The organism is Nocardia sp. NPDC005746, from assembly GCF_040630785.1.
In the GTDB taxonomy this organism is placed as follows: Bacteria; Actinomycetota; Actinomycetes; order Mycobacteriales; family Mycobacteriaceae; genus Nocardia.
The window spans coordinates 225,843-250,177 of record NZ_JBEXYE010000012.1; the positions used below are offsets into that span (position 1 = coordinate 225,843).

Genomic DNA, 24,335 nt, shown 5'->3' on the forward strand with positions numbered 1-24,335 from the left:
TCCCGTGCGCAGTTCAGCACCTACGATGGGGGCCGGATTACCATGGCTTGTGAATGCGCGCCCGCGCGCAGGCCTCCCGCCATGGTGGGGGCTACCGACAACACCGACCAGAGGACTACAAGACCCGTGCCTGCGCTGAGTTTTTCAAGGTTGCTACGGATTGGTGAAGGTCGCACGGTCAAGCGGCTGGCAAGCCTGGCGGACGAGGTCATCGCCCTCGACGAGGAGTACACGGCGCTCTCCGACGCCGAGCTCCAGGCCAAGACCGCGGAGTTCAAACAGCGCTACGCCGAGGGCGAGACCCTCGATGAACTGCTGCTGGAGGCCTTCGCGACCGCGCGGGAAGCGTCCTGGCGAGTGCTCAACCAGAAGCACTACAAGGTGCAGATCATGGGCGGTTCCGCCCTGCACATCGGCAATGTGGCGGAGATGAAGACCGGTGAGGGCAAGACCCTGACCTGTGTGCTGCCCGCCTACCTCAACGCCATCTCCGGCGAGGGCGTGCACGTCGTCACCGTCAACGACTACCTGGCCAAGCGCGACTCCGAGTGGATGGGCCGCGTGCACCGCTTCCTCGGTCTCGAGGTCGGCGTGATCCTGGGCGGCATGACCCCGGCCGAGCGTCGCGAGGCCTACGCGGCCGACATCACCTACGGCACGAACAACGAGTTCGGCTTCGACTACCTGCGCGACAACATGACCCACACGCTGGACGATCTGGTCCAGCGCGGGCACAACTTCGCCATCGTCGACGAGGTCGACTCCATCCTCATCGACGAGGCCCGCACCCCGCTGATCATCTCGGGCCCGGCCGACGCCTCTTCGAAGTGGTACGCGGAGTTCGCGCGCATCGCCCCGCTGCTGAAGAAGGACCTGCACTACGAGGTCGACATCAAGAAGCGCACCATCGGTGTGCACGAGGCGGGCGTCGAGTTCGTCGAGGACCAGCTGGGCATCGACAACCTCTACGAGGCCGCGAACTCGCCGCTGGTGAGCTACCTGAACAACGCCATCAAGGCCAAGGAGCTCTACACCAAGGACAAGGACTACATCGTCCGCGACGGCGAGGTCATCATCGTCGACGAGTTCACCGGCCGAATCCTGGTGGGCCGCCGCTACAACGAGGGCATGCACCAGGCCATCGAGGCCAAGGAAGGCGTGGAGATCCAGCCGGAGAACCAGACGCTGGCCACCATCACGCTGCAGAACTACTTCCGCCTGTACGACAAGCTGTCGGGCATGACCGGTACCGCCGAGACCGAGGCGGCCGAGCTGCACCAGACCTACGGCCTGGGCGTGGTGCCGATCCCGACCAACAAGCCGATGGTCCGCCAGGATCAGTCCGACCTGATCTACAAGACCGAAGAGGCCAAGTTCGCCGCGGTCGCCGACGACATCCAGGAGAAGCACGAGCTGGGCCAGCCGGTCCTGGTCGGCACCACCTCGGTCGAGCGTTCGGAGTACCTGTCCAAGCTGCTCACCAAGCGCGGCATCGCGCACAGCGTGCTGAACGCCAAGTTCCACGAGCAGGAAGCGCAGATCGTCGCCGAGGCCGGTCGGCCGGGCGCGGTCACCGTCGCCACCAATATGGCCGGTCGTGGTACCGACATCGTGCTGGGCGGCAACCCGGACATCATCGCCGACATCCTGCTGCGCCGGCAGGGTCTGGATCCGGTCGAGACCCCCGACCAGTACGAGGCCCAGTGGCACGCCACCCTGGACCGGGTCAAGCAGCAGGTCGACGCGGACGCCGAGGCCGTGCGCGAGGCCGGTGGCCTGTACGTGCTGGGCACCGAGCGCCACGAGTCGCGGCGTATCGACAACCAGCTGCGCGGTCGTTCCGGCCGTCAGGGCGACCCGGGCGAGTCCCGCTTCTACCTGTCGCTGGGCGACGAGCTGATGCGGCGCTTCAACGGCGCGGCGCTGGAGTCGATCATGACCCGGCTGAACCTGCCCGACGACGTGCCGATCGAGGCCAAGATGGTCTCGCGGGCCATCAAGTCGGCGCAGACCCAGGTCGAGCAGCAGAACTTCGAGATCCGCAAGAACGTCCTCAAGTACGACGAGGTCATGAACCAGCAGCGCAAGGTGATCTACGCCGAGCGCGCCCGCATCCTCAACGGTGAGGACATGGAGGGCCAGGTGCAGGAGATGATCACCGACGTGATCACCGCCTACGTCAACGGCGCCACCGCGGAGGGCTACGTCGAGGACTGGGATCTGGACAAGCTGTGGGGCGCGCTCAAGACGCTGTACCCCGGCAGCCTCGACTACCGCGAGCTCACCGGTGAGATCGAGAGCGGCGAGCCCGGCGACCTGTCCCGCGAGGAACTGCTGGACGCGCTGCTCGACGACGCGCACACCGCCTACGACAACCGTGAGGCCGAGATCGACGGCCTCGCGGGCGAGGGCAGCATGCGCAACCTGGAACGCCAGGTGCTGCTGAGCGTGCTGGACCGCAAGTGGCGCGAGCACCTCTACGAGATGGACTACCTCAAGGAGGGCATCGGCCTGCGTGCCATGGCGCAGCGCGACCCGCTGGTCGAATACCAGCGCGAGGGCTTCGACATGTTCGCGGCCATGCTCGAGGGCCTCAAGGAGGAGTCGGTCGGCTTCCTGTTCAACCTCCAGGTCGAGGTGCAGCAGCCGCAGCCGGTGGGCGTGAACGTGGCCGCGGGCCTGCAGTCGCCGGTCGGCAACCGTCCGCTGCCCACCCAGGAGGACACGGCGCAGGCGGGTAACGGCGCTCCGGCGGCGTTGCGCGCCAAGGGAATCGACGAGTCCGGCCCGCGCGGGCTGTCCTACAGCGGCCCCGACGAGGGCGGCCACGCGGCCGTCCGCAGCGACAGCGACGAGTACGGCGCCGAGGACGGTCAGGGCGGCACCCGCCGCGAGCGTCGTGAGGCGGCGCGGGCGCAGTCCAAGGCGGATCGGTCCAAGCGCCGCCACTGAGTTCGCGACCCTGTCGAAACGTGCCGCGCCCCGGGTGTTCTCACCCGGGGCGCGGTGTTTTCCATAGTGCGCCAGGAGTTTTCGCGCGGTCATGAAACGATCATGATCGGTGCGATGAAATGGTTTCGGTCCGATCGCCTCGGGGCGGTCGCTAAGGAAGGAAATCAGATCATGCGCAAGACTCTCGCCCTCACCGCCATGGCCTTGGGAATCGCCGGACTGGGCGCCGCGACCGCGCACGCGGAGACGCTGACCGTGGACGGCAGCTACCCGACGGTCGACGCGTGCGCCTCGGATGGCAACAATGGCCGGTTCCAGGCCGGTGGCGTGCAGCTCCGCGGCGAGGACGGTTGGCAATGGAGCTGTGACCAGGGCTGGGATGGTCAGTGGTACATGACCATCTTCCGTTGATCGGAAGCCGGTAACCGGCCCTGTTGAACTCTGTGCTCCCGGTGAATTCGCCGGGAGCACAGTTGTTTTCGTAGCGCGGCTGGTCCTGGGGCGCGTATCCTAATTTGTGCCTTTTCGCTTTTGCGGTCCCCGATGCGAGGGTATTCATATCGCGCGAACTCGGTTGCGCGTTAATTGAATTGCTCCTATTGATCTTGTGATCTGCGTCATTCGGGACAATTTGTGCCAGTTACTTGCGGAGGGCTTGGTTGCACGCTATTAGCTAGACTAAATTTCCCGAATGTGTGGGAGGACCTGAAGCTCTACGGGAGGGAACGAGAACGCATCCACGTGGATAGCGTTCTCGCGGAGGCGCGTTCGGGCCGCGGTGCGGCGCTGGTGCTGTCCGGGGATCCGGCGATCGGCAAGACCGCCCTGCTCCGGGCCGCGCTCGACCAGGCCGCGGACTTCCGGGTGCTGCGCTGCCAGGGCATCCGCGCCGAATCCGGCCTGGACCACGCGGCCCTGCACGAGCTGCTGCTGCCGGTCGCCGACCGGCTGCCGCTGCTCCCGCCCGCCCAGGCCCGCGCCCTAGGCGTGGTGCTCGGCCTCGACGCCGGTCCCGCCGACGCGTTCCTGGTGGGGGCGGCGCTGGTGCGGCTGCTGACCGAACTGGCGGCCGAGCAGCCGCTGCTGCTGATCGTGGACGAGGCCCGCCTGGTCGACCCGGAATCGGCGCGGGCCATCGTCTTCGCCATCCGCCGCCTCACCGCCGCCCCCGTCGCGCTGCTGGCGGCGCTGCGCGACGACCCCGCCGACACGCTGTGGCGGGACCTGCCCGCGCTGCGGGTCACCGGCCTGCCCGACGCGGAGGCCCGCGGTCTGCTCGCCGACCGGTACGGCCCGCTCGGCGCGCTGCGCCTGAGCCGGATTCTCGCCGTGGCCGGCGGCAACCCCCTCGCGCTGCTCGAATTGCCCGGTGTCGTGGGCGATCTCGCGGGCACCGCCCCCGAACCCATGGCGCTGGGCCCCGGCGTGCGCACCGCGTTCGGCGAACGCGTCGCCGCCCTGCCCGCCACCGTCCGGACCCTGCTGACCGTGGCCGCGACCGAGACCCGCGGCGTGCTCGGCATCGTCACCGCCGCCGCGGCCGCCCTCGGCGTGGACTCCCGGGCCTGGGAGTACGTCACGGCGACCGGACTGCTCACCATCAGCGACGGCCGCGTCGAACGCACCCACGCGCTGCTGTGCGCCGCCGTGCACGCGGCCGCGACCGTGGCCGAGACCCGCGCCGCCCAGCTGGCCGTCGCGGACGCGCTGACCGGGACCGGCGATCACGACCTGAGCGCCTGGCATCGCGCCCTCGCCGCGGGCCGACCCGACGAGGACCTCGCCGCCGCGCTGACCGAACGGGCGACCGCCGCCGCGCACGGGCCGATGGCCGCGGCAGCCATGCTGCGCCAGGCCGCCGCCATCTCACCCGATCCGGAGCGGGCCGGGGAGCGGCTGGCCGCCGCGGGCCGATTCGCCTGGGCGGGCGGCGATATCGCCTCCGCGCACGGCCTGCTCGACCGCGCCGTCGCGCGCCTGGGCCCCGAACGGGCCGCGACGGCCGCGCGCGGTCTGGCCGGACTGCTGGAATTCGTTGCGGGAGAACCGGAACGGGCGAGCTGCCTGCTGCTGCGCGACGCCGAACTGGTGGACCCGGCGACCGCCGCCAACCTGCGGGTCGACGCCGAACGCGCGCGCTGGGCCGCCGGGCACGGCGTGCTCGACCTGGATCCCGCGGAAATGACCGTGCGGGAAGGCATCTCCCGCTTCCACACCATGATCCGGCCGCTGCCGCCCGCCCCGCTGGTGCTGCTGTGGGGGTTGGCCGAGACCGCCCTGGAGCCGTACACCCAAGCGGCGGCGTCGCTGCGGGGCAGCGCCGCCCCGGCGGCGGTGTCGCTACTGCCGCAGCTGGCCATCCTGCAATTCGCCAATGGCCGCTTCCCGGCCGCCGAGCGCACCCTGGCCGAGGCGTTCGAGCTGGCCGAGGCCGGGGGCGTGGACAACGTGCTCGCCCAGTGCTGGGCGCTGCGCGCGAAGATCGCCGCCCTGCACGGTGATTCGGACGGGGTGCTGGCGGCCGCGGATCAGGTGCTGGCGCTGGCCCGGCCGCGGCGCGCGCACGCGGTCATCGCGTCGGCGCACTGGCACCTGGGCTTCCACGCCCTCAGTCTCGGCGATCCGGAGACCGCCTACCTGCGCCTGCGCACCCTGGCCCAGCCGGGCCACGACGCCCGGCATCCGACCTACGCGCGGCTGGCCGCGGTGGATCTGGTGGAGGCGGCGGTCCGGGTGGGCCGCCACGACGAGGCCGCCGGGTACTACGAGGAGATCCGGGACTGGGCGCTGCGCTCCCGCGCCGACTGGGCGGTCTCGGCCGCCTACGCCTGCCGGGCGCTGCTGTGCACGGACGACCGCGCCGACAAGTACTTCCGGCGCGCGCTGGCGGTGCGGCGCACCCGCCACGATCTGAACCAGGTGCGCACCCGCCTGCTCTACGGCAAGTGGCTGCGCCGGGCCCGCCGCCGCGCCGACGCCGCCGAGCAATTGCGTTCGGCCGCCGAGGCGTTCGAGGGCATGGGTGCGGCCCAGTGGGTGCTGCGCGCCCGGCAGGAGCTCGAACTCACCGGCCGCCGGGCCGCGCCGGTCACCGCGCACGGCGAGACCTCGGTGCTGACCGCGCAGGAGCTGCGGGTGGCGCGGTTGGCGGCCCACGGGCTGACCAATCGGGAGATCGGGACCGAGCTGTTCCTCAGTCCCCGCACCGTCGGGCACCACCTGTCGCGGGTGTTCGGCAAGCTGGGGCTCAGCGGCCGGTCCGATCTGGTGGATGTCGACTTCGACAACGGCATGCGAATCGTGCGGCCGCGCTGAGGCTTCCGGCTCGCGGCGTGCGGTGGCCCGCGACCGGTCAGTCCAGGTTGACCGACTCGCCCCAGTAGCGCGGGTCCCAGTTGATCAGGATCATTCCGGCCACGCTGCCCGCGCAGCCGCCGCAGGCGTGCACCTGGATCACGCTGTCCACGTCGGTGTCCCCGGCCATGACGGCGCGGGTGGACAGCCACACCGCGCGCAGGTGCAATGCCGCGGGTCTGCCGCAGCGGACGCATTCGGGCAGCGCGTCGTCCGGGTCGTTGCGCCCGATCCGGACCTCCGGGGTGACGGGTGCTCCCGGGCCGAGGGCTGCGTCGAGGAGCGGCGAAAATTCCTTGCGCTCACGGTCTTCCACCTGCGCAGGCTAACTATTTCCGGCGGGGTCCGCACGCCGTGCGACCGAAACGTGTCCTGGGCCCGGCCCGGTGCGGGCCGGAATGTTTAACCGGGGCGCCGCCGGGAATGCAATGGAAAGCGTTTCGGAGTGATGTCCGAATCAGGGGTTCCCTAAACGCGCCCGCATTTTAGTCCTCCCGATCCGATGGAGAATCGGTCATCGTATCGGTCGGTCAATCGGTCGATCGCGAAATGTCCGGAATCGCTTATCCCGGCGGTGATCTCAGCCGCTGGGAAGGTCGCGTTTACAGGTTTGTCGGTTGCTCGTAATGCGAGGTACCTTGCGACGTGCGCGAGATCCGGGTGCTCCAGGGGAGGGAACGAGAACAGAACGAACTGTCTCGGGTCCTGACTCGGGCGCGTGCCGGTCACGGCGGGGGAATGCTGCTCTGGGGAGAACCCGGGATCGGGAAAACCGCGCTACTGCGTGACGCCGAACAACGCGCCACCGAATTTCGAGTTCTGCACTGCCGCGGAAATTCCGCCGAAAGTGGAGTGGATTTCGCGGCATTGCGCGAACTGCTCGGCCCGCTCGCCGATCGTGTGCCCGCGCTGCCCGGTCCGCAGGCCCGCGCCCTGACCGCCGCCCTCGGCCGCGGCCCCGGCCCGGCGGACCGGTTCCTGGTGGGCGCGGCCGTGGTCTCCCTGCTGGCGGTCGTGGCCGCGGATCAGCCGGTCCTGCTCATCGTCGACGACGCGCAGTCGGTGGATCTCGCGACCGCCCGCGCTCTCACCTTCGCGTTGCGCCGCCTCGGCGGCGTCCGGGTGGCCCTGCTGGTCGCCATGCGCGACAGCCCCGCCACCACGGTGTGGCAGTCACTGCGGGTACTGCCGGTCGCGCCGTTGCCCGACCCGGAGGCGCGGCGGCTGCTGGCGCGGCGGGCGGGCGGCGTCGGCGCGCCCCGGGCGAACCGCATGCTGAAGCTGGCCGGCGGAAACCCCCTGGCCCTGCGCGAATTCCCGATCGACACCGAGGACGGCGCCGGAATCGCGTGGGGGCCCGCGCCTTTCGGCCCCCGCCTGCGCGCCGCCTTCGCCGACCGGCTCGCCGCCCTGGACCCCGGCGTCCGCCTGCTGCTGGTGGTGACGGCCGCCGAGGACCGCGGCACCCTGTGCCCGATCACGTCCGCCGCCACCGAACTCGGTGTCGCCCCGGCGGATTGGGAGCGGGCGTTCGAGGCGGGCCTGCTGGTCGTCACCGACGGCCGCGTCGACATGCGGCACCGCCTGCTCGGCGGCGCGGCCTACGATGCCGCCCCGCCCGCCCAGCGCCGCGCCGTCCACCTCGCATTGGCCGCCGCCCTCCCCGGCTCCGGCGCCGAACAGCTCCGAGCCTGGCACCTGGCCGCCGGACTCGACACCCCGGATCCCGAACTGGCCCGGGCCCTCGCCGACGGCGCACCCCGCGTCCTGCGCCACAATGGCCCCCTCGCCGCCGCCGTCGTCCTGCGCCGCGCCGCCGCCATCACCGCCGATCCGGCCACCGCGGGTCTGCGTCTCGCCGCGGCGGCCCAATTCGCGTGGGAAGGCGGCGATATCGAATCCGCGCGCCGCCTGCTCACCCTCGCCGAATCCCGCACCACCCCGGCCGCCATCACCACCGCCGCGGCGGGCCTGCCCGGTCTCCTCGAACTCGTCGCCGGCGACCCCGCCCGCGCCCACACCCTCCTGCTTCGCGACGCCGACGCCATCGCCGCCCGCCTCGCGCAAACCCCCGCCACCCTGGTCGGCCCGTCGACGGTGCCACCCGTTCCGACCGGGCCGGAGGAAGTCGCGGTCAGGAGCGCGAATCCGGTCCCGTCCGGCCGAGATTCGGAACCCGCGCCGACCCTCGCGGGCTCGAGGCTCGAGCGCGGGGCCGACCTGGTCGCCGGACTGCGGCTCTTGGCGGAGCGGACCGAGTGGGTGCTCGGGCAGGGCGTCGACCGGCCGATGGACGGGCAGCTGGAGGCCGTGGTGGCGGAGCCGTCGCCGACGTACGCGGTGCAACTGCTGCCGCCCGCGGCGCAACTGCTGGAGTGGGGGCTGGCCGAGGCGGGGCTGGAGCCGTATCTGACGGTCGCGGCGGGGCTGCGGGCCGCGGGCGATCGGGCGGCGGCGGTCGGGATGCTGCCGCAGCTGGCCACCATGCAGTTCGCCACCGGGCGGTGGGAGGCGGGGGAGACCACCCTCGAGGAGGCGTTCGACCTGGCGTCGGGGCCGGGCGCGGACAATATCCTCGCCCAGTGCTGGAACCTGCGGGCCCGGCTGGCCGCCCAGCGCGGCGACGCGGACCTGGTGGCCGACAGCGTGGAGCGCGCGCTGGCGCTGTCCCGCCCGCACGCGGTGCCGCTGCTCACCGGCGGCGCCTACTGGCACCACGGCTTCCACGCGCTCACCGCCGGTGACGCCGAGGCCGCCTACCGCCGGCTGCGCGCGCTGTCGCAGCCGGGCCACGAGGCCGCGCATCCCACGCTGGCCCGGCTGGCCACCCTCGATCTCGTCGAAGCGGCGTGCCGCGTGGGTCGTTTCGACGACGCCGCCGCGCACTCGGACCACATCGTGCTCTGGGCGCGGCGGTCCCGCGCCCGCTGGGCGCTGGCCGCCGCCTACGCCTGCCGCGCGCTGCTCGCGGAGGAGGACCGCGCCGAGCACTACTACCGGCGCGCCGTCGCGGTCGGCGATTCCCGGCACGGCAGTTTCGGGCGCGCCCGCACCCAGCTGCTCTATGGCAAGTGGCTGCGCCGGGTCCGCCGCCGCCGCGACGCCGCCGAGCAATTGCGGCTCGCCGCGGACGGTTTCGAGCTGATCGGCGCGACCGCGTGGGCCGCGCGCACCCGCACCGAACTCGATCTCACCGGCACCGGGACCAAACCCGCCGGAGGTTCGGACACTCCGCTGACCGTGCAGGAGTCCCAGGTGGCTCGCCTCGCCGCCCAGGGCCTCACCAATCGGGAGATCGGCGCGGAACTGTTCCTCAGCCCGCGCACCGTCGGCCACCACATGTCCCGGATTCTCGAGAAGCTCGGTCTCACCGGCCGTTCCGAGCTGCGCGGCATCGACTTCGACAATGGCATGCGGCTGACCCGCCCGCCGCTGTGACCCCGCTCAGGCGCGGGTGAGTTCGAACAGCCGGAACCGGCGCGTCCCCGCCAGCCGCTGCTCCATGGCGTAGCCGGGCCAGAATTCCAGCGCCCGCCGCCAGGCCCGATCCCGATCGTCGCCGGTGAGCTCCCGGACCCGGACCGGGAACCGCTCGCCCCGCACCATCAGCTCGGCCGCTTCGGCGTGCCGCAGATTGGCCGACCAGGACGGCTGTTCGGGCTTGCCCCAGTTCGACGTGACGATCAGGAACCGCTTCTCGTCCAGGAGATCGGGCGTGTACAGCAGACTGACGGTGCGCGGCAGCCCGGTGCGGCGGCCCGCCACCGTCAGCACTACCGCGGGCAGACCCGCCACATCGAGAATCCCCTTGCGGCCCTTGGTGGTTCGCCGCGCGAGCCGTTCCAGTGCGAAGACCAGCGGGGCGGCGCGCATGACGGTGCGGCGGCGAGCGAGCGTCCGCCCCAGTCGAGGGAGCGGATTCCAGCGGGCGGGAGCGCCGGGGCCGCGCTGCCATTCAGCGAAAACCATGTCCCCGATTATGTTGCCGGGCCGCCGCTAGGGCGCCCAACGCGCCCGGTCCCAGTCGTCGTTCCAGTCGTTCGGGTCGGCGGGGGAGCGGTCCTCGTCGTGTTCGCGGCGCAGTTGTTTCTTCTCGTCCTCGCGCGGGTCGGCGTCGTCGTCATGCTCGCGCGGCGGAGTTTCCTCGCTCATGACTTCCCTTCGTGCCTGTTATGCACAAAAGGTATCGAATGGGCGATTCTTCAGCTACTAGTGGCGGCCCGTGTCGCCTCAGGATTCGCTGTTGCCGCGGAACCAAGGGTCGTTGGAATTCAGCGCGGTCAGCAGACGGCGGATGGCCGCCACCCGCTGCTCCTTGCCTTCCAGCAGGTCGAGTGCACATTCCGGATCGGCCGGCGGGCCCAGATGGGTGCAGCCGCGCGGGCAGTCCTCGATGGCGTCGGCCAGATCGGAGAAGGCGGCGATCACGTCGTCGGGAGTGATGTGGGCCAAACCGAACGAGCGCACGCCGGGCGTGTCGACCACCCAGCCATCGTCAGGCAACGGCAACGCCACCGACTGGGTCGAGGTGTGCCGGCCCTTGCCGACCCCCGACACCTCACCGACCGCGCGTTCGGCGTCGGGGACGAGCCGGTTCACCAGGGTGGACTTGCCCACCCCCGAATGCCCGATGAAGGCGGTCAGCTTGTCGTCGAGCAGCTCCAGCACCGGCTCCAGGGGATCCTCGATGCCCGCGTAGACGATGGTGAGATCCAGATCCTCGAAGGCCGAGGCGAATTCGGAGTCGGCGGCCAGATCGTGCTTGGTGAGGCACAGGATCGGTTGCAGCCCACCGACATACGCCGCGACCATGGCCCGCTCCACGAACCCGGTGCGCGGCGGCGGATCGGCCAGCGCCACCACGATGAACAGCTGCTCGGCGTTGGCCACCACCACCCGCTCGAACGGATCGGTGTCATCGGCGGTGCGGCGCAACACCGTTCGCCGTTCGGACACCCGCACGATGCGGGCCAGGGTGTCGGGCTTGCCGGACAGGTCGCCGACCAGATCCACCTGGTCGCCGACCACGATCGGGGTCCGGCCCAGCTCGCGCGCCCGCATGGCGACCACGCCGCGCTCCGGATCCCCGTCCAGCACGCACCCCCAGCGGCCGCGGTCCACCGAGACCACCATGGCCGCTTCGGCATCCAGATGTTGCGGCCGGGTCTTGGTGCGCGGTCGCGAGCCCTTGCCCGGGCGCACCCGGACATCGGACTCGTCGTACTCGCGGCGCCTCAGCGTCCTGCTCCCGGCTCGCCGGCGTGGTCCGCTCCGGCCAGCATGCTCTCCCACAACTCGACGAATCCGGGCAGCGTCTTGGCGGTGGTGCCGATGTCCTCGATCTCGACACCCGGCGTCACCAGGCCGATGATCGCGCCCGCGGTGGCCATCCGGTGGTCGGCGTAGGAGTGCCACTGCCTGCCGGTGAGCGGGTTCGGCACGATGGCCAGCCCGTCCTCGGTCTCGGTGGCCTTGCCCCCGAGCCGGTTGATCTCGGTGGCCAGCGCCGCGAGCCGGTCGGTCTCGTGGCCGCGCAGGTGCGCGATGCCGCGCAGCCGTGACGGCGAATCCGCCAGGGCCGCAAGGGCGGCCACGGTCGGGGTGAGCTCGCCCACGTCGTGCAGGTCGATGTCGATGCCCGCCAGGCGTTCCGGACCGCGCACGGTCAGCACGTTCTCGAAGAAGCGCGCCTCCGCGCCCATGCGCACCAGGATCTCGCGGATCACGTCGCCGGGCTGAGTGGTAATCCGCGGCCAGTGCGGAATGCTCACCTCGCCGCCGGTGACGGCCGCCGCGGCCAGGAACGGGGTGGCGTTGGACAGGTCCGGCTCCACGTCCCAGTCCACCGCGCGGATCGGGCCGGGCGCGACGGTCCAGGTCTGGGCCTTGCGCGGATCGTTGGGGGCGTCGACGCGAACGTCGGCCCGGCGCAGCATCTCCACGGTCATCTCGATGTGCGGCATGGACGGCAGCGCCGCGCCGTCGTGGTTCACGGTGACGCCCTGCTCGAACCGCGCCGCCGACAGCAGCAGCCCCGACACGAACTGTGAGGAACCCGACGCGTCGATGGTGACCGGCCCGCCGCGCAGCGCCCCCGTCCCGTGCACCACGAAAGGCAGCCGGTTGCCGTCGATGTCGAGGCCCAGCGCCCGCAGCGCGTCCAGGATCGTGCCCAGCGGCCGCGCCCGCGCCTGCTCGTCGCCGTCGAAGGCGACGTCGCCGCGCGCCAGCGCCGCCACCGGCGGCAGGAACCGCATGACCGTGCCCGCCAGCCCGCAATCGACCATGGCGCTACCGAATTCGGCGGGCGGAGTCACCACCAGCGTGCTGCCGTCACCCTCGATCCCGGCGCCCATGGCCCGCAGCGCCGCGATCATCAGATCGGTGTCCCGGCTGCGCAACGCCCCGGTGATGGTGGACGGCCGATCCGCCAGCGCGGCGAGGATCAGCGCCCGATTGGTAATGGATTTGGACCCGGGCAGGGTCACGGAAGCGTGGACGGGAACTCGGACATGGGGCGCGGGCCAGAAAGTCACAATGCCCATCCTCCCAAATGACCGGGGTCTCGGGGGGCGCACGTCCCGTTCTCGCCCGGACCGCAACCCTTCGACGTATACGTATACAAGTACGTATGCTGGGTGGGTGATCGATCCCATCAGCCTGGTAATCGGTGGCGCGCTCGTCGGCGGCGGCTGGCTCGCGGGCCGATTCGGTTCCCGCCGCATCAAGTCCGAGCAGCCGAGTCCGGCGCTCTGCGGCTGCGGCCACGACCTGGCCCTGCACGACCGTGAAGCGGGCCACTGCCACGCCGAGAACTTCCGCAAGACCGGGGCGGGCATCAAAGCCTGGGCGCGTTGCAATTGCCGGCGCTACACCGGCCCGACCCCGCTCGAGGAGTTCTTCGCGGCACCGCCGTTGCCGCCGACCACCTGACGCACAACGCCGGTCCCCGTAGGGACCGGCGTTGTCGCGGTGGGTGTTTCGCTTACTTGGCCCGGCCGTGCACCAGGGGCACGATCTTGCGGAGCAGCTTCATGGTGCGGTCGGTGCGGGTGTAGGACAGCAGCGCCATGCCCGGAATCGTGAAGCGCTGCACCGCGATCGAGTGCGGGCGGGCGAATTCCAGCAGGCCGGGGGCGCCGTGGATGCGGCCGATGCCGGAATCGCGGACGCCGCCGAAGGGCAGGCCGGAGATGGCGGCGTAGGACAGCACCGAGTTCACCGAGGTGCAGCCGACCTGCAGGCGCCGGGCGATCTCCATGCCCTGCTTCTTGGAGTAGACCGCCGAGCCCAGGCCGTACTTGCTCTTGTTGGTGAGCTCCACGGCCTCGTCGACGCCGCTGACGGTGCGGATGGTGACGGTCGGGCCGAAGGTCTCCTCGCACACCGCTTCCGAGGACTCGTCCACGTCGACCAGGATGACCGGGTCGATGAAGGAGCCCTTGACGGACTCGGGGCCGCCGAGCACCGCGGTGCCGCCGTTCTTCAGCGCGTCCTCGATGTGCCGGCGCACGATGTCGACCTGGCTCGGCATGGTCATCGGCCCGTAGGAGGCCTTGTCGTCGGAGCCGGGCTTGATGTCGGTGAGGATGCGCTTGACCTCGGCGACGAACTCGGTGGCGATGGACTTGTCCACGTAGACGCGCTCGACGCCCGCGCAGGTCTGGCCGGAGTTGGCGGTGGCGCCCCAGGCGACGGCGTCGGCGGCGGCCTTGATGTCGGCGTCGGCGGCCACGATCACCGCGTCCTTGCCGCCGCACTCCAGCAACACCGGGGTGAGCGACTCGGCGGCCGAGGCCATGATCTTCTTACCGGTCGCGGTGGATCCGGTGAACGCCAGCTTGTCGACGCCGGACTTCACCAGCGCGGCGCCGGTGGCCCCGTAGCCGTTGATGGTGATGAACACCCCGTCCGGCAGTTCCGGGTTCGCCTCGGCGAACGCCTCGGCCACGAAATTGCCGATGCCGGTGGAGAATTCGCTCGGCTTGAACACCACGCAGTTGCCCGCGGACAGCGCGTAGGCGATGGAGCCGTTGGGTGTGTAGACGGGGTAGTTCCAGGGGCCGATGATGCCGACCACGCCCAGCGGGCGGTACTCCAGGTGCGCGGCGAAGTTGGCCATGAACGCGCCCGGCGCGACCTTGCGCGGCTTGAGTACCTTCTCGGCGTTGGAGGCGGCCCACTTGATGTGCTCGAGCGCCAGCATGAGCTCGAGGAAGGCGTCGTCGACGGGTTTGCCGTTCTCGGCGTGGATGAGCTCGCACAACTCGTCGGACTTCTCGACGAGCTTGCTGCCCCAGCGCAGCACGTGCTTCTTGCGCTCGGCGTAGCTCAGCGCGCCCCAGGTGGCGGCGGCGCTGCGGGCTTTGGCGACGGCAGCGCGCACGGCCGCCTCATCATCGATCCGGTAAGTGGCGAGGGCCTCGCCGGTGGCAGGGTTGACGGAAGTCAGCGTCTCGGCCTGATCGAGCGGGGCGGCTTCGGTTGCAGTCATTGTGCGGCGATCCCTTGATGAGAGTTTGATGAGACGAACGTCTCACACCGTCCAAGTGATGTCAATTGCCATCACATCGATGTCGATTCGATTCGCGGGCGCGGTGGTCCTGGTGGGTGTCGGTGACCGGTGGCAGCATGGTCGGCATGTGCGGTAGATACGCGACCACGACGAATCCCGCGAAGCTGGCCGTCGAGCTCGACGCCATCGACGAGACCGGCGACAAGGGCTTCGACCCCAACTACAACGTGGCCCCCACCAACCAGGTGCTCACCGTCGTCGAACGCCACGACCGCGACCACCCCGAGGACCCGGCCGCCCTGCGCCTCCGGGCCATGCGCTGGGGATTGATCCCACCCTGGACCAAGACCGCCGAGCCGGGCGTCCCGGTGAAGGGCAAACCGCTCTTCAACGCCCGCGCCGACAAGGCCGCCACCACCGCCTCCTTCCGCGACGCGGTGAAGAAGCGCCGCTGCCTGGTACCGATGGACGGCTGGTACGAGTGGATCACCGAGGCGGGCGGCGCCGGCAAGGCCGTCAAGCGCCCGTACTTCATGTCCCGCGCCGACGGCGGCCGCCTCTATATGGCGGGCCTGTGGTCGGTCTGGCGCGACCGCGAGCTCGGTGACGCCGCACAGCCGCTGCTGTCCTGCACGATCCTGACCACCGACGCCGTCGGCGATCTCAGCAAGGTCCACGACCGCATGCCGCTGCCCATGCCGCGCGAACACTGGGCGGCCTGGCTGGATCCGGATCACCCGGCCCCGGAGGAACTGCTGGAAACGCCTGCCGCCGCGGCGGTTTCGGACATCGTGATCCGCGCGGTGCCGTCGCTGGTGAACAGCGTCAAGAACAACGGCCCGGACCTGTTGGCGACCGTCGACGAACAGGCCGGTCAGATCAGCCTGATCTGACCGGCTACCCGCGAGAGAGTCCCGAGCGGTCGGATCAGCCGCACTTCACCGTCGGGATGCCGATATTCAGCACGCACTTCAAGGTGTCGGCCATGGAGTCGATCATCTTGGTGACGATCCCGCCGCCGAGCTTCTCGGCCTTGTCGACCTTCTCATCCTTCTTGGGTGCGGCCCCTCCACCGGGGGCTCCCGGATCCGGGAAGCTCGGGCCCTGCGGCGCGACGGGCACCGGGACCGGCGCGGCCGTCGCGGTCACGATGGTCACCGGGCCCGCGCTCAGCGCCAGCGCGAGTACTCCGGCGGCGGCAATTGTGTGAATACGCCGTTGGCGAGACATAAACCGCATCACATCCTCGGTTCGAATCGGACCTTGCGGACTGCACACGTTCACAACGATCTCACTGCTCGCTCCCCAGTAACTCACAGAAAACCGCGGGGATAGTGAAATGACAGTGCCCCCGCCGCGTCTCCGCGGCAGGGGCACTGTCGATTCGGTTGTCGCCGGTCAGACCGTCGCGGGATCCGCCTTCTCGGCGGCCTCGTCCCGGGCCTGGATGCCGCCCGCGGTCCGCAGCGGCACCTCCTTCCAGAACAGCACCAGGATGAAGGCGATCAGCGCGACGCCGGTGGCCGCCAGGAACACCCGGTCCATGGACTCGGCGAAGCCCTCCTTGAACGGATGCGCCAGGGTCGGGTCCAGCTTCTGGATGACCGAGCTGTCGTTGAGCACCTGGTTCGCGACCGCCGGATCCTTGGCGACCAGGCCCTGGGCGACCTGCTTGTCGACCGGGTTGTCGCTGGTCATGCCGTCCTTGATGGCCTGCACGTAGGCGGGCTGCTGGGCGGCGGACTCGAGCGAGGTGGTGATGTTCGGGGCGAGCTGGGTGAACAGCACCGACAGGAACACCGCCACACCCAGGGTGCCGCCGATCTGCCGGAAGAAGGTCGCGGCGGCGGTGGACACGCCCATGTCCTTGGGCGGCAACGCGTTCTGCAGCGCCAGGGTCAGCGGCTGCATCAGATTGCCCAGGCCGAAGCCGGTGATGGCCATGAAGATCATGACGATCCACAGCTTGGTATCGGCCGAGACCAGGTGCAGCAGGAACAGGCCCGCGGTGAGCAGCCCCGCGCCGACCGGCGGGAAGTACTTGTACCGTCCGGTCCGCGAGATCAGCTGACCCGCCAGGATCGAGCCGGTCATCATGCCCGCCACCAGCGGCAGCATCAGCAGACCCGCCTTGGTCGGGCTCGCGCCCTGCACCACCTGCAGGTACTGCGGCAGCAGGGTGATGCCGCCGAACATGGCCGCACCGACCACCACCGAGATGAGCACGCCCAGGGCGAAGGTGGAGTTCTTGAACATGCGCAGCGGGATCAGCGCGGCGTCGCCCTGCTTGGCCTCGACCGCGATGAAGGTCAGTACGCCGAACGCGCCGAGGGCGTAGCAGATGATGGCATGTCCACTGGTCCAACCCCATTCGCGGCCCTGCTCGGCGATCACCAGCAGCGGCACCAGGCCGACGATCAGCGCCGAGATGCCCATCCAGTCGATGGCGACCTTGTTGCCGGGACGCTTGGGCAGCTTGAGCACGCGGGTCACCACGGCCAGCGCGAGGATGCCGACCGGCACGTTCACCAGGAACACCCAGCGCCAGCCGGTGACGCCCAGGATCTGGTCGGTGCCCGAGAGCAGACCGCCGATGACGGGTCCCACCACGCTGGAGGTGCCGAACACGGCCAGGAAGTAGCCCTGGTAGCGGGCGCGTTCCCGCGGGGACACGATGTCGCCCATGATGGTCAGCGCCAGCGACATCAGACCGCCCGCGCCCAGGCCCTGGAAGGCCCGGAAGGCGGCCAGTTGGTACATCGAGGTCGCCATGGAACAGGCCAGCGAACCGGCCACGAAGATGGTGATGGCGGCCAGATAGAACGGCTTGCGGCCGTACATGTCCGACAGCTTGCCGTAGAGCGGGGTGGCCAGCGTCGAGGTGATCAGGTAGGCGGTGGTGACCCACGCCTGCGCCGAATAGCCCTGCAGCTCATCGGCGATGGTGCGGATGGAGGTCGACACGATGGTCTGATCGAGGGCGGCCAGCAGCATGCCCATCATCAGGCCGCTCATGATCACCAGGATCTGCTTGTGGGTGAAGCCGGCCGAATTGAGTTCCGGCTCCGCCGCTGTGGTTTGGGTTGTCACGAATTGCTCTCCGCGGGTTCGTAATAGGATTTCAGGTCTTTGTGGGCCGCGATATCGGCCAGCATGCGCTGCCGGGTCCCCTCGTAGCCGTCGACGAAGCGATGCAGCAGCCGGGAGAAGACCTCCCGTTCGCCGGGGGTCCAGTCGGTGAGGATGTCGCGCAGCGAGTCGTTGCGGCGGGCCCGGATCTGTGCGGCCACGGTGCGTCCCGCGGGGGTCACGTCGAGCACGCTGGCGCGGCCGTCGGCGGGGTCGGCACGGCGCTCGATGAGTCCGCGCTTGACCAGGCTCGCGACCTGGCGGCTGATGGTCGAGGCGTCGGAGTAGAGGGCCTCGGCGAGCGCGCCCGAGCGTTTCGGGCCGCCGTGGATCAGCTGGAACAGGATGCTGAACGCGGCCGGTTCGATCTCGCCCCCGGTGAGCGCCGAGATCTGCGCGTTGGTGCGATCGCGCAGCTTGGTGAGCCGGGCGATCTCGTAGGCGATGGCATCGACAAGGCCGTCGTCGATGTCGGTGGTGGTCGCCGGGTCATCGTCGGTCACGGTCGGTCTCACCTCCTTGCGTCGGGCAATTGCTTGTAAAAGGCAACTAGTTGTACGGCGCAAGTATTCCGACATAGTTGTCACTTGGCAAGGGGTTTCCGGAGGTTGTGTCTCCGCTCACGGCCGAATCGGACAATTCGCCCATAAATCGGCAGGTCAGGCCACCGCGATCGCGGCGGTCACCGCCCCCGCCAGCCGCACCAGATCCGCAGGCGCGAGCTCGATCTCCAGTCCGCGCCTGCCCGCGCTGCACAGCACCCGATCCCACTCCAGCGCCGAGGAATCGACGATCGTCGGCAGGCGCTTCTTCTGTCCCAGCGGCGAAATCCCGCCCAGCACATAGCCGGTCGTGCGCTCGGCCTTCGCCTTGTCGGCCATCGCCGCCTTGCCGCCGCCCAGCGCCGCGGCCGCCGCCTTCAGCGACAGCGTGGTCGGCACCGGCAGCACCGCCACCGCGAGCCCGCCCGAACCCAGCTCGATCACCAGCGTCTTGAAGATCTGCCCGGCGCTCACCCCGACCTCGGCCGCCAGCGCGTCCACCGCCTCCGCGCCGTACGAATCACTGCGCGGGTCATGGGCATACGCGTGCACCCGATGCTCCACCTTCGCCTGAACCAGGGCTTTGATCGCGGGAGTAGAAGCGGCCATGCGGCTCACCCTAGACACCGCGCGCAAGCCGATTTCAGAGTGTGGGAACAGGCGGAGCGTTCACCCTGTTGCATGCGATACGCGCTTCTCGGCAACCGTCGGGCCCACGGACGGGAAGCACTCGATCCCATGACCAAGGAGGAGTCGGTGTCCGTTCTGCTCGAGGAGCGACCAACCGGTTTCCGGGCCGAATCCCTGTTCGCGGTAGATTCAATTGCTACGGCGATCGAAGGGATTAGCGTGACGAGCGACGACGACATGGTCGATCGCCGGCGTGATGACGATGCGGACAGCATCGACGCCGGTGACGACCAAGCGGTCGACTATGACGACGAAGTGAGCGAATCCGGTGCCAGGAGCTCCGAATCGACGGCCGAACTGGCCGCCCGGTTCGAACGCGACGCGCTGCCGCTGCTGGACCAGCTCTACGGCGCGGCCCTGCGCATGACCCGCAACCCGGCCGATGCCGAGGACCTGGTGCAGGAGACCTTCGCCAAGGCCTACCAGGGCTTCAAATCCTTCCGTGAGGGCACCAACCTGCGGGCCTGGCTGTACCGCATCCTCACCAACACCTACATCAACTCGTACCGGAAGAAGCAGCGCCAGCCCGCGCAGTATCCGACCGACGAGATCACCGACTGGCAGCTCGCCGCCACTGCCGAACACACCTCCCAGGGCCTGCGCTCCGCGGAGATGGAGGCGCTCGAGGCCCTGCCGGACGACGACATCAAGGCCGCTCTGCAGTCGCTGCCGGAGGAGTTCCGGATGGCGGTGTACTACGCCGACGTGGAGGGCTTCCCCTACAAGGAAATCGCCGAGATCATGGGTACTCCCATCGGTACTGTCATGTCCCGCCTGCACCGGGGCCGCAAGCAGCTCAAGGGCCTGCTCGCGGACGTGGCGCGGGAACGTGGATTCAACCGGTCGGGCAGCGATGCGGCGCGCGAGGAGGTAACCCAGTGAGCGAGCGCAGCGAGCGGAAAATGGGCACAGCCGACGCGTCGCTCGGGCCGGAGCGAAGCGGAGGCATGAGCGACGAGATGGAAGAACTGGATTGCTCGGCGGTGCTTGCCGATGTCTGGCTGCTCTTGGACAACGAGTGCGACGAGACCGTGAAGGCGCGGCTGCGTGAGCACATCGACCGCTGTTCGCCGTGTGTCGAGGCCTACGGCCTGGAGGAGAAGCTCAAGTCGCTGCTGAACCGCAAGTGCGGCGGCGACCGCGCGCCCGATTCCCTGCGTCAGCGCCTGACCATGGAGATCCGGACCAGCTACACGGTCATCCAGACCCGGGCCGAAACGGCTGAATAAGACATCCCGGATACAGCTGAGCGGCACCCTTCCCGAGTGGGAAGTGGTGCCGCTCAGCAGTTTTCGAGCTTATCGAAGCAGCTCAGGCGTTCGGCCGCTTGCCGTGGTTGGCGGCATTCTTCTTGCGGCCACGCTTCTTACGTCCACGCTTACCCATAGGTAATCTCCCTTCAGTCGGTCGCCATTCTTTCACGGGTGATCTGCTGTACCTTCAGGGGCTACAGGTCACTCGAAACGAGAGGTGTTCATGGCTGAGGAAGTGCTGGCCGAGATGGTGTCGACCGTTCAGGAGATCCTGGTCTCCGTCGGCGACGAAGTGAAGGCCGACGACCCGGTGGTCATGCTCGAGTCGATGAAGATGGAGATCCCGGTCATCGTCGAGGGCCCCGGCACCGTGGCCTCGATCAACGTCAAGCCCGGCGACGTCCTGCAGCCCGGCGACCTCATCGCCGTCATCTCCTGAGTGAGAGCCCCCAGCCGCTCCTGACGCATCCTTGCCGTGTCGCATGGGAACATACACGCGACGTGGGAACAGAGGAGTGTGGGTGAATGTCGACCCTGAGTGAGCTACTGGCCGAGCACACCGATCTACCGGGCGCGGCTGTCGACCATTTGCAGCGGGTGGTGGGGGATTGGCAGCTGCTGGCGGATCTGTCCTTCGCGGATCTGCTGCTCTGGGTGGGGACCGGACCGGTGACCGAGGGCGCGGAGGTGGTCTGCGTCGCCCAGTGCCGCCCCACCACCGCCCCCACCGTGCATCCGGAGGACCTGGTCGGCGGCTACGCCACCAAAGAGTCGAATCCGCACGTGTTCGAGGCCCTGCTGAACGCCGATATCCAGCGCTTCGAGGCCGACACCGCGCTGACCGGGGTCTATCACCCGCATCCCGTGCACGCCATGCGCGAGGCCATTCCGGTGCGGGTCGGCGACGACATCATCGCCGTGCTCGGCCGCGATACCGACACCCAGCGCCGCAAGATGCGGTCCAGTCTCGAGATCGCGTACATGTCCTGTGCCGACGACCTGTGCCAGATGGTCGCCGACGGCACCTGGCCGGCGCTCGAGGACCGCACCGGCTCGCATTCCAGCCCGCGCGCGGGCGACGGTTTCATCCGCCTCGACACCGAGGGCACCGTCGTCTACGCCAGCCCCAACGCGCTGTCGGCGTATCACCGCATGGGTCTGCAGAACGATCTGGTCGGCCAGGACCTGGCCCTGACCACCCGTTCGCTCATCACCGACCCGTTCGACGCGCAGGAGGTGGTCGGCGACATCCAGGCGGCCCTGGCCGGAAAGGGCGGGCGCCGAATGGAAGTCGAGGCGCGCGGCGCCACCGTGCTGCTGCGCACCCTGGTGCTGCGGCCGCACGGTGAGCTCGGCGGCGCCGCCGTGCTGGTCCGCGACGTGACCGAGGTGAAGCGCCGCGACCGCGCGCTGCTGTCCAAGGACGCCACCATCCGCGAGATCCACCACCGGGTGAAGAACAACCTGCAGACGGTGGCCGCGCTGCTGCGCCTGCAGGCCCGCCGCACCGAGAACGAGGAGGCCCGCCTGGCGCTGACCGAATCGGTCCGCCGGGTCACCTCCATCGCGTCCGTGCACGAAATGTTGTCGATGTCGGTTGACGAAGAGGTCGATCTGGACGAGGTGGTGGACCGCCTGCTGCCGATCATGGCCGACGTGGCGACCGTGCACACCGCCCGCATCAAGGTCCGCCGCGCCGGGTCCCTGGGCGTCTTCTCCGCCGAACGCGCCACGCCGCTGGTCATGGTGCTGACCGAGCTGGTGCAGAACGCCATCGAGCACGCCTTCGACGCGGGTGAGAACGGTACGGTCACAATCCGTTCCGAGCGTTCGGCCCGCTGGCTCGACGTCATCATCAGCGACGACGGCCGCGGCCTGCCCGACGGATTCAGCCTGGAAGCCTCCGACCGGTTGGGCCTGCAAATCGTCCGCACACTGGTCACGGCGGAATTGGGCGGCTCGATCGGACTTCACCCCGGAGCCGATGTCGGAACCGACGCGGTGCTGCGAGTTCCGCTCGGCCGGCGCTCCGCGCGCTGAAATATCAACTTCGACGCATAAGTTCGGGCGTGAGCTGAAAAGCCGCGCCCGAACTTTCGTTCGAGGCGCGAATCCCGTTGATCGGGAATTGCCCCGGGAATTCTTGCCGGGGACCGTTTGGGGAGGAACCTCCGAAGACGGTCTCGGGGTTTGAGGGCGAAGCCTCGGAGCGGCCCCGGGGTTTGGGGGCGGAGCCCTCGAGCAGCTGTCGGGGGTTAGGGGGCGGAGCCCCTCGGAGTCCCGTGGTCTTCCCCTTTACACACTGAAGCCCGGCACCTGTGTTGGTGCCGGGCCGAATTGCGCTGCGGCCCCGAGGCTGGGGTGGGCCGTAACGCCTTGTCGTCTAGGTGGTTAGACGACGCTGCGGGTGCGCGTGCGCGCGTTGCGACGCTTCAGCGCGCGACGCTCGTCCTCGCTCATTCCACCCCACACGCCGGCATCCTGGCCCGACTTCAGGGCCCAGGAAAGGCAGTCAGCGGTGACAGGGCAGCGAGCGCAGACCAGCTTGGCATCGGCAATCTGCGCGAGCGCCGGACCACTGTTACCCACCGGGAAGAACAGCTCGGGGTCCTCGTCGCGACAGATGGCCTTGTGGCGCCAGTCCATTCCTCTGCTCCTTTGCTAGGGCGCGCATGGCGCTGCCCCTCGGGTTTGTGGTCCGTTCACTTGTGCGACTCGAATGTTTCCGCACGGTTGCTTGTGAATGCTTTCACGAACACCGTAGATGTCAATAGATACCTGGTGCACCGTGGGGAAGCTCACGCTGTAAGACCCCTACATGGGGGTCCGCCGTGTCATTTGTACTCGGTCGAGCGGGTTTTCGCAGCGCAACAACGAGTTTTCTCAGGTGTGTCGAGCCGGCTAGGGCTTGGGCGCGACCACACCGAGGATATCCGGGACGGCTGTGAAATTCACCATGTTGCGTCGACCGATGAAGTCGCCGTCGATTTGCAACCCGATCGGTTCTTCCGCCGTGACGGTTACGCCCGGTACGTCGTCCTCGCGAAACAATGTGTGGCCCTTGGGATCCCCCTGGGCTGCCAGCAACTGTCTCGCGACCATCAAGGTGGGGAGAACACCCATGGTGCGCATGGCAAACACCCCGAGACCGGATTCGAATGTGGTCCCCGGGTTGGTGACCACAGGCGTGTTGTCGAGATACGTCCAGGGACTGGCGTTGGTAACGAATGCGTAATGCACATCCGTGACCGGTTCGTGACCTGGAATGTCCAAGGTCACTTGCGGGGCACGGCGTTTGGCGCGGAAGAACTGCTTGACCGTGGTGCGCAGATAACGAGCGGGCGTGGCCGCCTTGCCCTTCGCGCGCTTCTCGTCGATGGCCTCGCACACATCCGCGTCCAGGCCCACTCCCGCGCTGAAGCAGAACCAGCGATCGTCGGCCACGCCCAGACCGATGCGGCGGTCCGCGCTGTCGGCCACCAGATCGATCAGCTGATTGGTCGCGGTCACCGGATCCGGCTCGATACCGAGCGAGCGCGCGAACACGTTCGCCGAACCGCCGGGAATGATGCCGAGCCGCGGCAGCCATTCGCGCTGCGGCCGGCCGGGCAGCGGGAGGAAGCCGTTGATGGTCTCGTTCACGGTGCCGTCGCCGCCGTGCACCACGATCAGATCCATCCGATTGTCGGCGGCCCAGCTCGCCAATTCGGCGGCGTGCCCCCGGTGCTCGGTCTGGCGGACGGTGAGTTCGGTGCGGCTTTCCAGTGCGTGGGCGAGGAGATCGCGAGTGGACCGAGTGGTCGAAGTGGCATTCGGGTTCACGATCAGGAGCGTCCGCACGGTGCCATTCTGCCTTCGCTCCGCTCGGGCTGGTTCGCGGCCCCGAAGTCTCGTTCTTCC

General features: G+C 69.2%; 22 protein-coding genes. 10 read left to right on the forward strand and 12 right to left on the reverse strand.

Annotation, left to right across the window (positions count from 1 at the left end; translation table 11 throughout):
- The first annotated feature begins 126 nt into the window (after positions 1–126).
- From secA to ABZ412_RS23640, 3 genes are all read left to right on the forward strand, one after another.
- Positions 127–2,952 carry a preprotein translocase subunit SecA gene (gene secA / locus ABZ412_RS23630; protein WP_357283595.1) on the forward strand — a complete coding sequence of 942 codons (2,826 nt, stop codon included), beginning with the start codon at positions 127–129 and terminating at the stop codon, positions 2,950–2,952.
- Between the two features lie 171 nt (positions 2,953–3,123).
- The gene (locus ABZ412_RS23635; protein ID WP_357283598.1) at positions 3,124–3,363 is read left to right on the forward strand and encodes a hypothetical protein; all 240 of its coding nucleotides are present in this window, start codon (positions 3,124–3,126) and stop codon (positions 3,361–3,363) included.
- A gap of 282 nt (positions 3,364–3,645) precedes the next feature.
- Positions 3,646–6,267 (forward strand): LuxR C-terminal-related transcriptional regulator, encoded by a 2,622-nt coding sequence (locus tag ABZ412_RS23640; protein WP_357283601.1) that lies wholly within the window; start codon positions 3,646–3,648, stop codon positions 6,265–6,267.
- Positions 6,268–6,304: 37 nt separating this feature from the next.
- Here the strand turns inward: ABZ412_RS23640 and ABZ412_RS23645 are convergent, their stop codons facing one another.
- Positions 6,305–6,622, reverse strand: coding sequence for a hypothetical protein (locus tag ABZ412_RS23645; protein WP_357283604.1), 318 nt, complete (start codon positions 6,620–6,622; stop codon positions 6,305–6,307).
- A 344-nt stretch (positions 6,623–6,966) separates the two neighbouring features.
- Between ABZ412_RS23645 and ABZ412_RS23650 the strand changes: the two genes are divergently transcribed.
- Complete coding sequence (locus ABZ412_RS23650) at positions 6,967–9,744, forward strand: LuxR family transcriptional regulator (RefSeq protein WP_357283728.1); 2,778 nt, start codon at positions 6,967–6,969, stop codon at positions 9,742–9,744.
- A 6-nt stretch (positions 9,745–9,750) separates the two neighbouring features.
- Here the strand turns inward: ABZ412_RS23650 and ABZ412_RS23655 are convergent, their stop codons facing one another.
- From ABZ412_RS23655 to aroA, 4 genes are all read right to left on the reverse strand, one after another.
- A complete protein-coding gene (locus ABZ412_RS23655) occupies positions 9,751–10,275 on the reverse strand; it encodes a nitroreductase family deazaflavin-dependent oxidoreductase (protein ID WP_357283607.1) in 525 nt (174 codons plus the stop codon).
- 27 nt (positions 10,276–10,302) lie between these two features.
- Positions 10,303–10,458 (reverse strand): hypothetical protein, encoded by a 156-nt coding sequence (locus tag ABZ412_RS23660; protein ID WP_357283610.1) that lies wholly within the window; start codon positions 10,456–10,458, stop codon positions 10,303–10,305.
- Between the two features lie 78 nt (positions 10,459–10,536).
- Positions 10,537–11,544, reverse strand: a complete 1,008-nt coding sequence (gene rsgA / locus ABZ412_RS23665; protein WP_357283730.1) for a ribosome small subunit-dependent GTPase A — start codon at positions 11,542–11,544, stop codon at positions 10,537–10,539.
- The gene (gene aroA / locus ABZ412_RS23670) at positions 11,541–12,842 is read right to left on the reverse strand and encodes a 3-phosphoshikimate 1-carboxyvinyltransferase (RefSeq protein ID WP_357283612.1); all 1,302 of its coding nucleotides are present in this window, start codon (positions 12,840–12,842) and stop codon (positions 11,541–11,543) included. The genes rsgA and aroA overlap by 4 nt, the downstream gene beginning before the upstream one ends.
- Before the next feature lie 106 nt (positions 12,843–12,948).
- Here aroA and ABZ412_RS23675 point away from each other — a divergent pair, with 106 nt between their 5' ends.
- Positions 12,949–13,239: a hypothetical protein gene (locus tag ABZ412_RS23675; RefSeq protein WP_357283615.1), complete on the forward strand. Its 291-nt coding sequence runs from the start codon at positions 12,949–12,951 to the stop codon at positions 13,237–13,239.
- 52 nt (positions 13,240–13,291) lie between these two features.
- Here ABZ412_RS23675 and ABZ412_RS23680 read toward each other — a convergent pair whose 3' ends face one another.
- Positions 13,292–14,800, reverse strand: a complete 1,509-nt coding sequence (locus tag ABZ412_RS23680) for an aldehyde dehydrogenase family protein (protein ID WP_357283618.1) — start codon at positions 14,798–14,800, stop codon at positions 13,292–13,294.
- A 146-nt stretch (positions 14,801–14,946) separates the two neighbouring features.
- Between ABZ412_RS23680 and ABZ412_RS23685 the strand changes: the two genes are divergently transcribed.
- A complete protein-coding gene (locus ABZ412_RS23685; RefSeq protein WP_357283732.1) occupies positions 14,947–15,714 on the forward strand; it encodes an SOS response-associated peptidase in 768 nt (255 codons plus the stop codon).
- A 34-nt stretch (positions 15,715–15,748) separates the two neighbouring features.
- Here ABZ412_RS23685 and ABZ412_RS23690 read toward each other — a convergent pair whose 3' ends face one another.
- The 4 genes from ABZ412_RS23690 to ybaK all read right to left on the reverse strand — a co-directional run bounded on the left by ABZ412_RS23690 (position 15,749) and on the right by ybaK (position 19,101).
- Positions 15,749–16,051 (reverse strand): hypothetical protein, encoded by a 303-nt coding sequence (locus ABZ412_RS23690; protein ID WP_357283621.1) that lies wholly within the window; start codon positions 16,049–16,051, stop codon positions 15,749–15,751.
- Positions 16,052–16,219: 168 nt separating this feature from the next.
- Positions 16,220–17,911 carry an MDR family MFS transporter gene (locus ABZ412_RS23695; protein WP_357283623.1) on the reverse strand — a complete coding sequence of 564 codons (1,692 nt, stop codon included), beginning with the start codon at positions 17,909–17,911 and terminating at the stop codon, positions 16,220–16,222.
- Entirely contained in the window at positions 17,908–18,453 is a 546-nt protein-coding gene (locus ABZ412_RS23700) for a MarR family winged helix-turn-helix transcriptional regulator (RefSeq protein ID WP_357283626.1), read from the reverse strand. Before ABZ412_RS23700 ends, ABZ412_RS23695 begins: the two co-directional genes overlap by 4 nt.
- A gap of 156 nt (positions 18,454–18,609) precedes the next feature.
- Positions 18,610–19,101, reverse strand: a complete 492-nt coding sequence (ybaK, locus tag ABZ412_RS23705) for a Cys-tRNA(Pro) deacylase (RefSeq protein ID WP_357283629.1) — start codon at positions 19,099–19,101, stop codon at positions 18,610–18,612.
- Between the two features lie 129 nt (positions 19,102–19,230).
- On the opposite strand from ybaK, the gene ABZ412_RS23710 reads away from it, so the two are divergent.
- The 4 genes from ABZ412_RS23710 to ABZ412_RS23725 all read left to right on the forward strand — a co-directional run bounded on the left by ABZ412_RS23710 (position 19,231) and on the right by ABZ412_RS23725 (position 22,475).
- On the forward strand, positions 19,231–20,064 hold the full coding sequence (locus tag ABZ412_RS23710) for a sigma-70 family RNA polymerase sigma factor (protein WP_357087019.1): 834 nt from the start codon (positions 19,231–19,233) through the stop codon (positions 20,062–20,064).
- Positions 20,065–20,129: 65 nt separating this feature from the next.
- The gene (gene rsrA, locus ABZ412_RS23715; RefSeq protein WP_357283734.1) at positions 20,130–20,411 is read left to right on the forward strand and encodes a mycothiol system anti-sigma-R factor; all 282 of its coding nucleotides are present in this window, start codon (positions 20,130–20,132) and stop codon (positions 20,409–20,411) included.
- A gap of 247 nt (positions 20,412–20,658) precedes the next feature.
- Positions 20,659–20,874 carry a biotin/lipoyl-binding carrier protein gene (locus tag ABZ412_RS23720; RefSeq protein WP_213559751.1) on the forward strand — a complete coding sequence of 72 codons (216 nt, stop codon included), beginning with the start codon at positions 20,659–20,661 and terminating at the stop codon, positions 20,872–20,874.
- Positions 20,875–20,960: 86 nt separating this feature from the next.
- The gene (locus ABZ412_RS23725; RefSeq protein WP_357283632.1) at positions 20,961–22,475 is read left to right on the forward strand and encodes a histidine kinase N-terminal domain-containing protein; all 1,515 of its coding nucleotides are present in this window, start codon (positions 20,961–20,963) and stop codon (positions 22,473–22,475) included.
- A gap of 351 nt (positions 22,476–22,826) precedes the next feature.
- On the opposite strand, the gene ABZ412_RS23730 is transcribed toward ABZ412_RS23725, so the two are convergent.
- Together ABZ412_RS23730 and ABZ412_RS23735 are read right to left on the reverse strand one after the other, a co-directional pair.
- Positions 22,827–23,081 (reverse strand): WhiB family transcriptional regulator, encoded by a 255-nt coding sequence (locus tag ABZ412_RS23730; protein WP_033087439.1) that lies wholly within the window; start codon positions 23,079–23,081, stop codon positions 22,827–22,829.
- 255 nt (positions 23,082–23,336) lie between these two features.
- Entirely contained in the window at positions 23,337–24,275 is a 939-nt protein-coding gene (locus ABZ412_RS23735; protein ID WP_357283736.1) for a diacylglycerol kinase family protein, read from the reverse strand.
- Between the last annotated feature and the right edge of the window lie 60 nt (positions 24,276–24,335).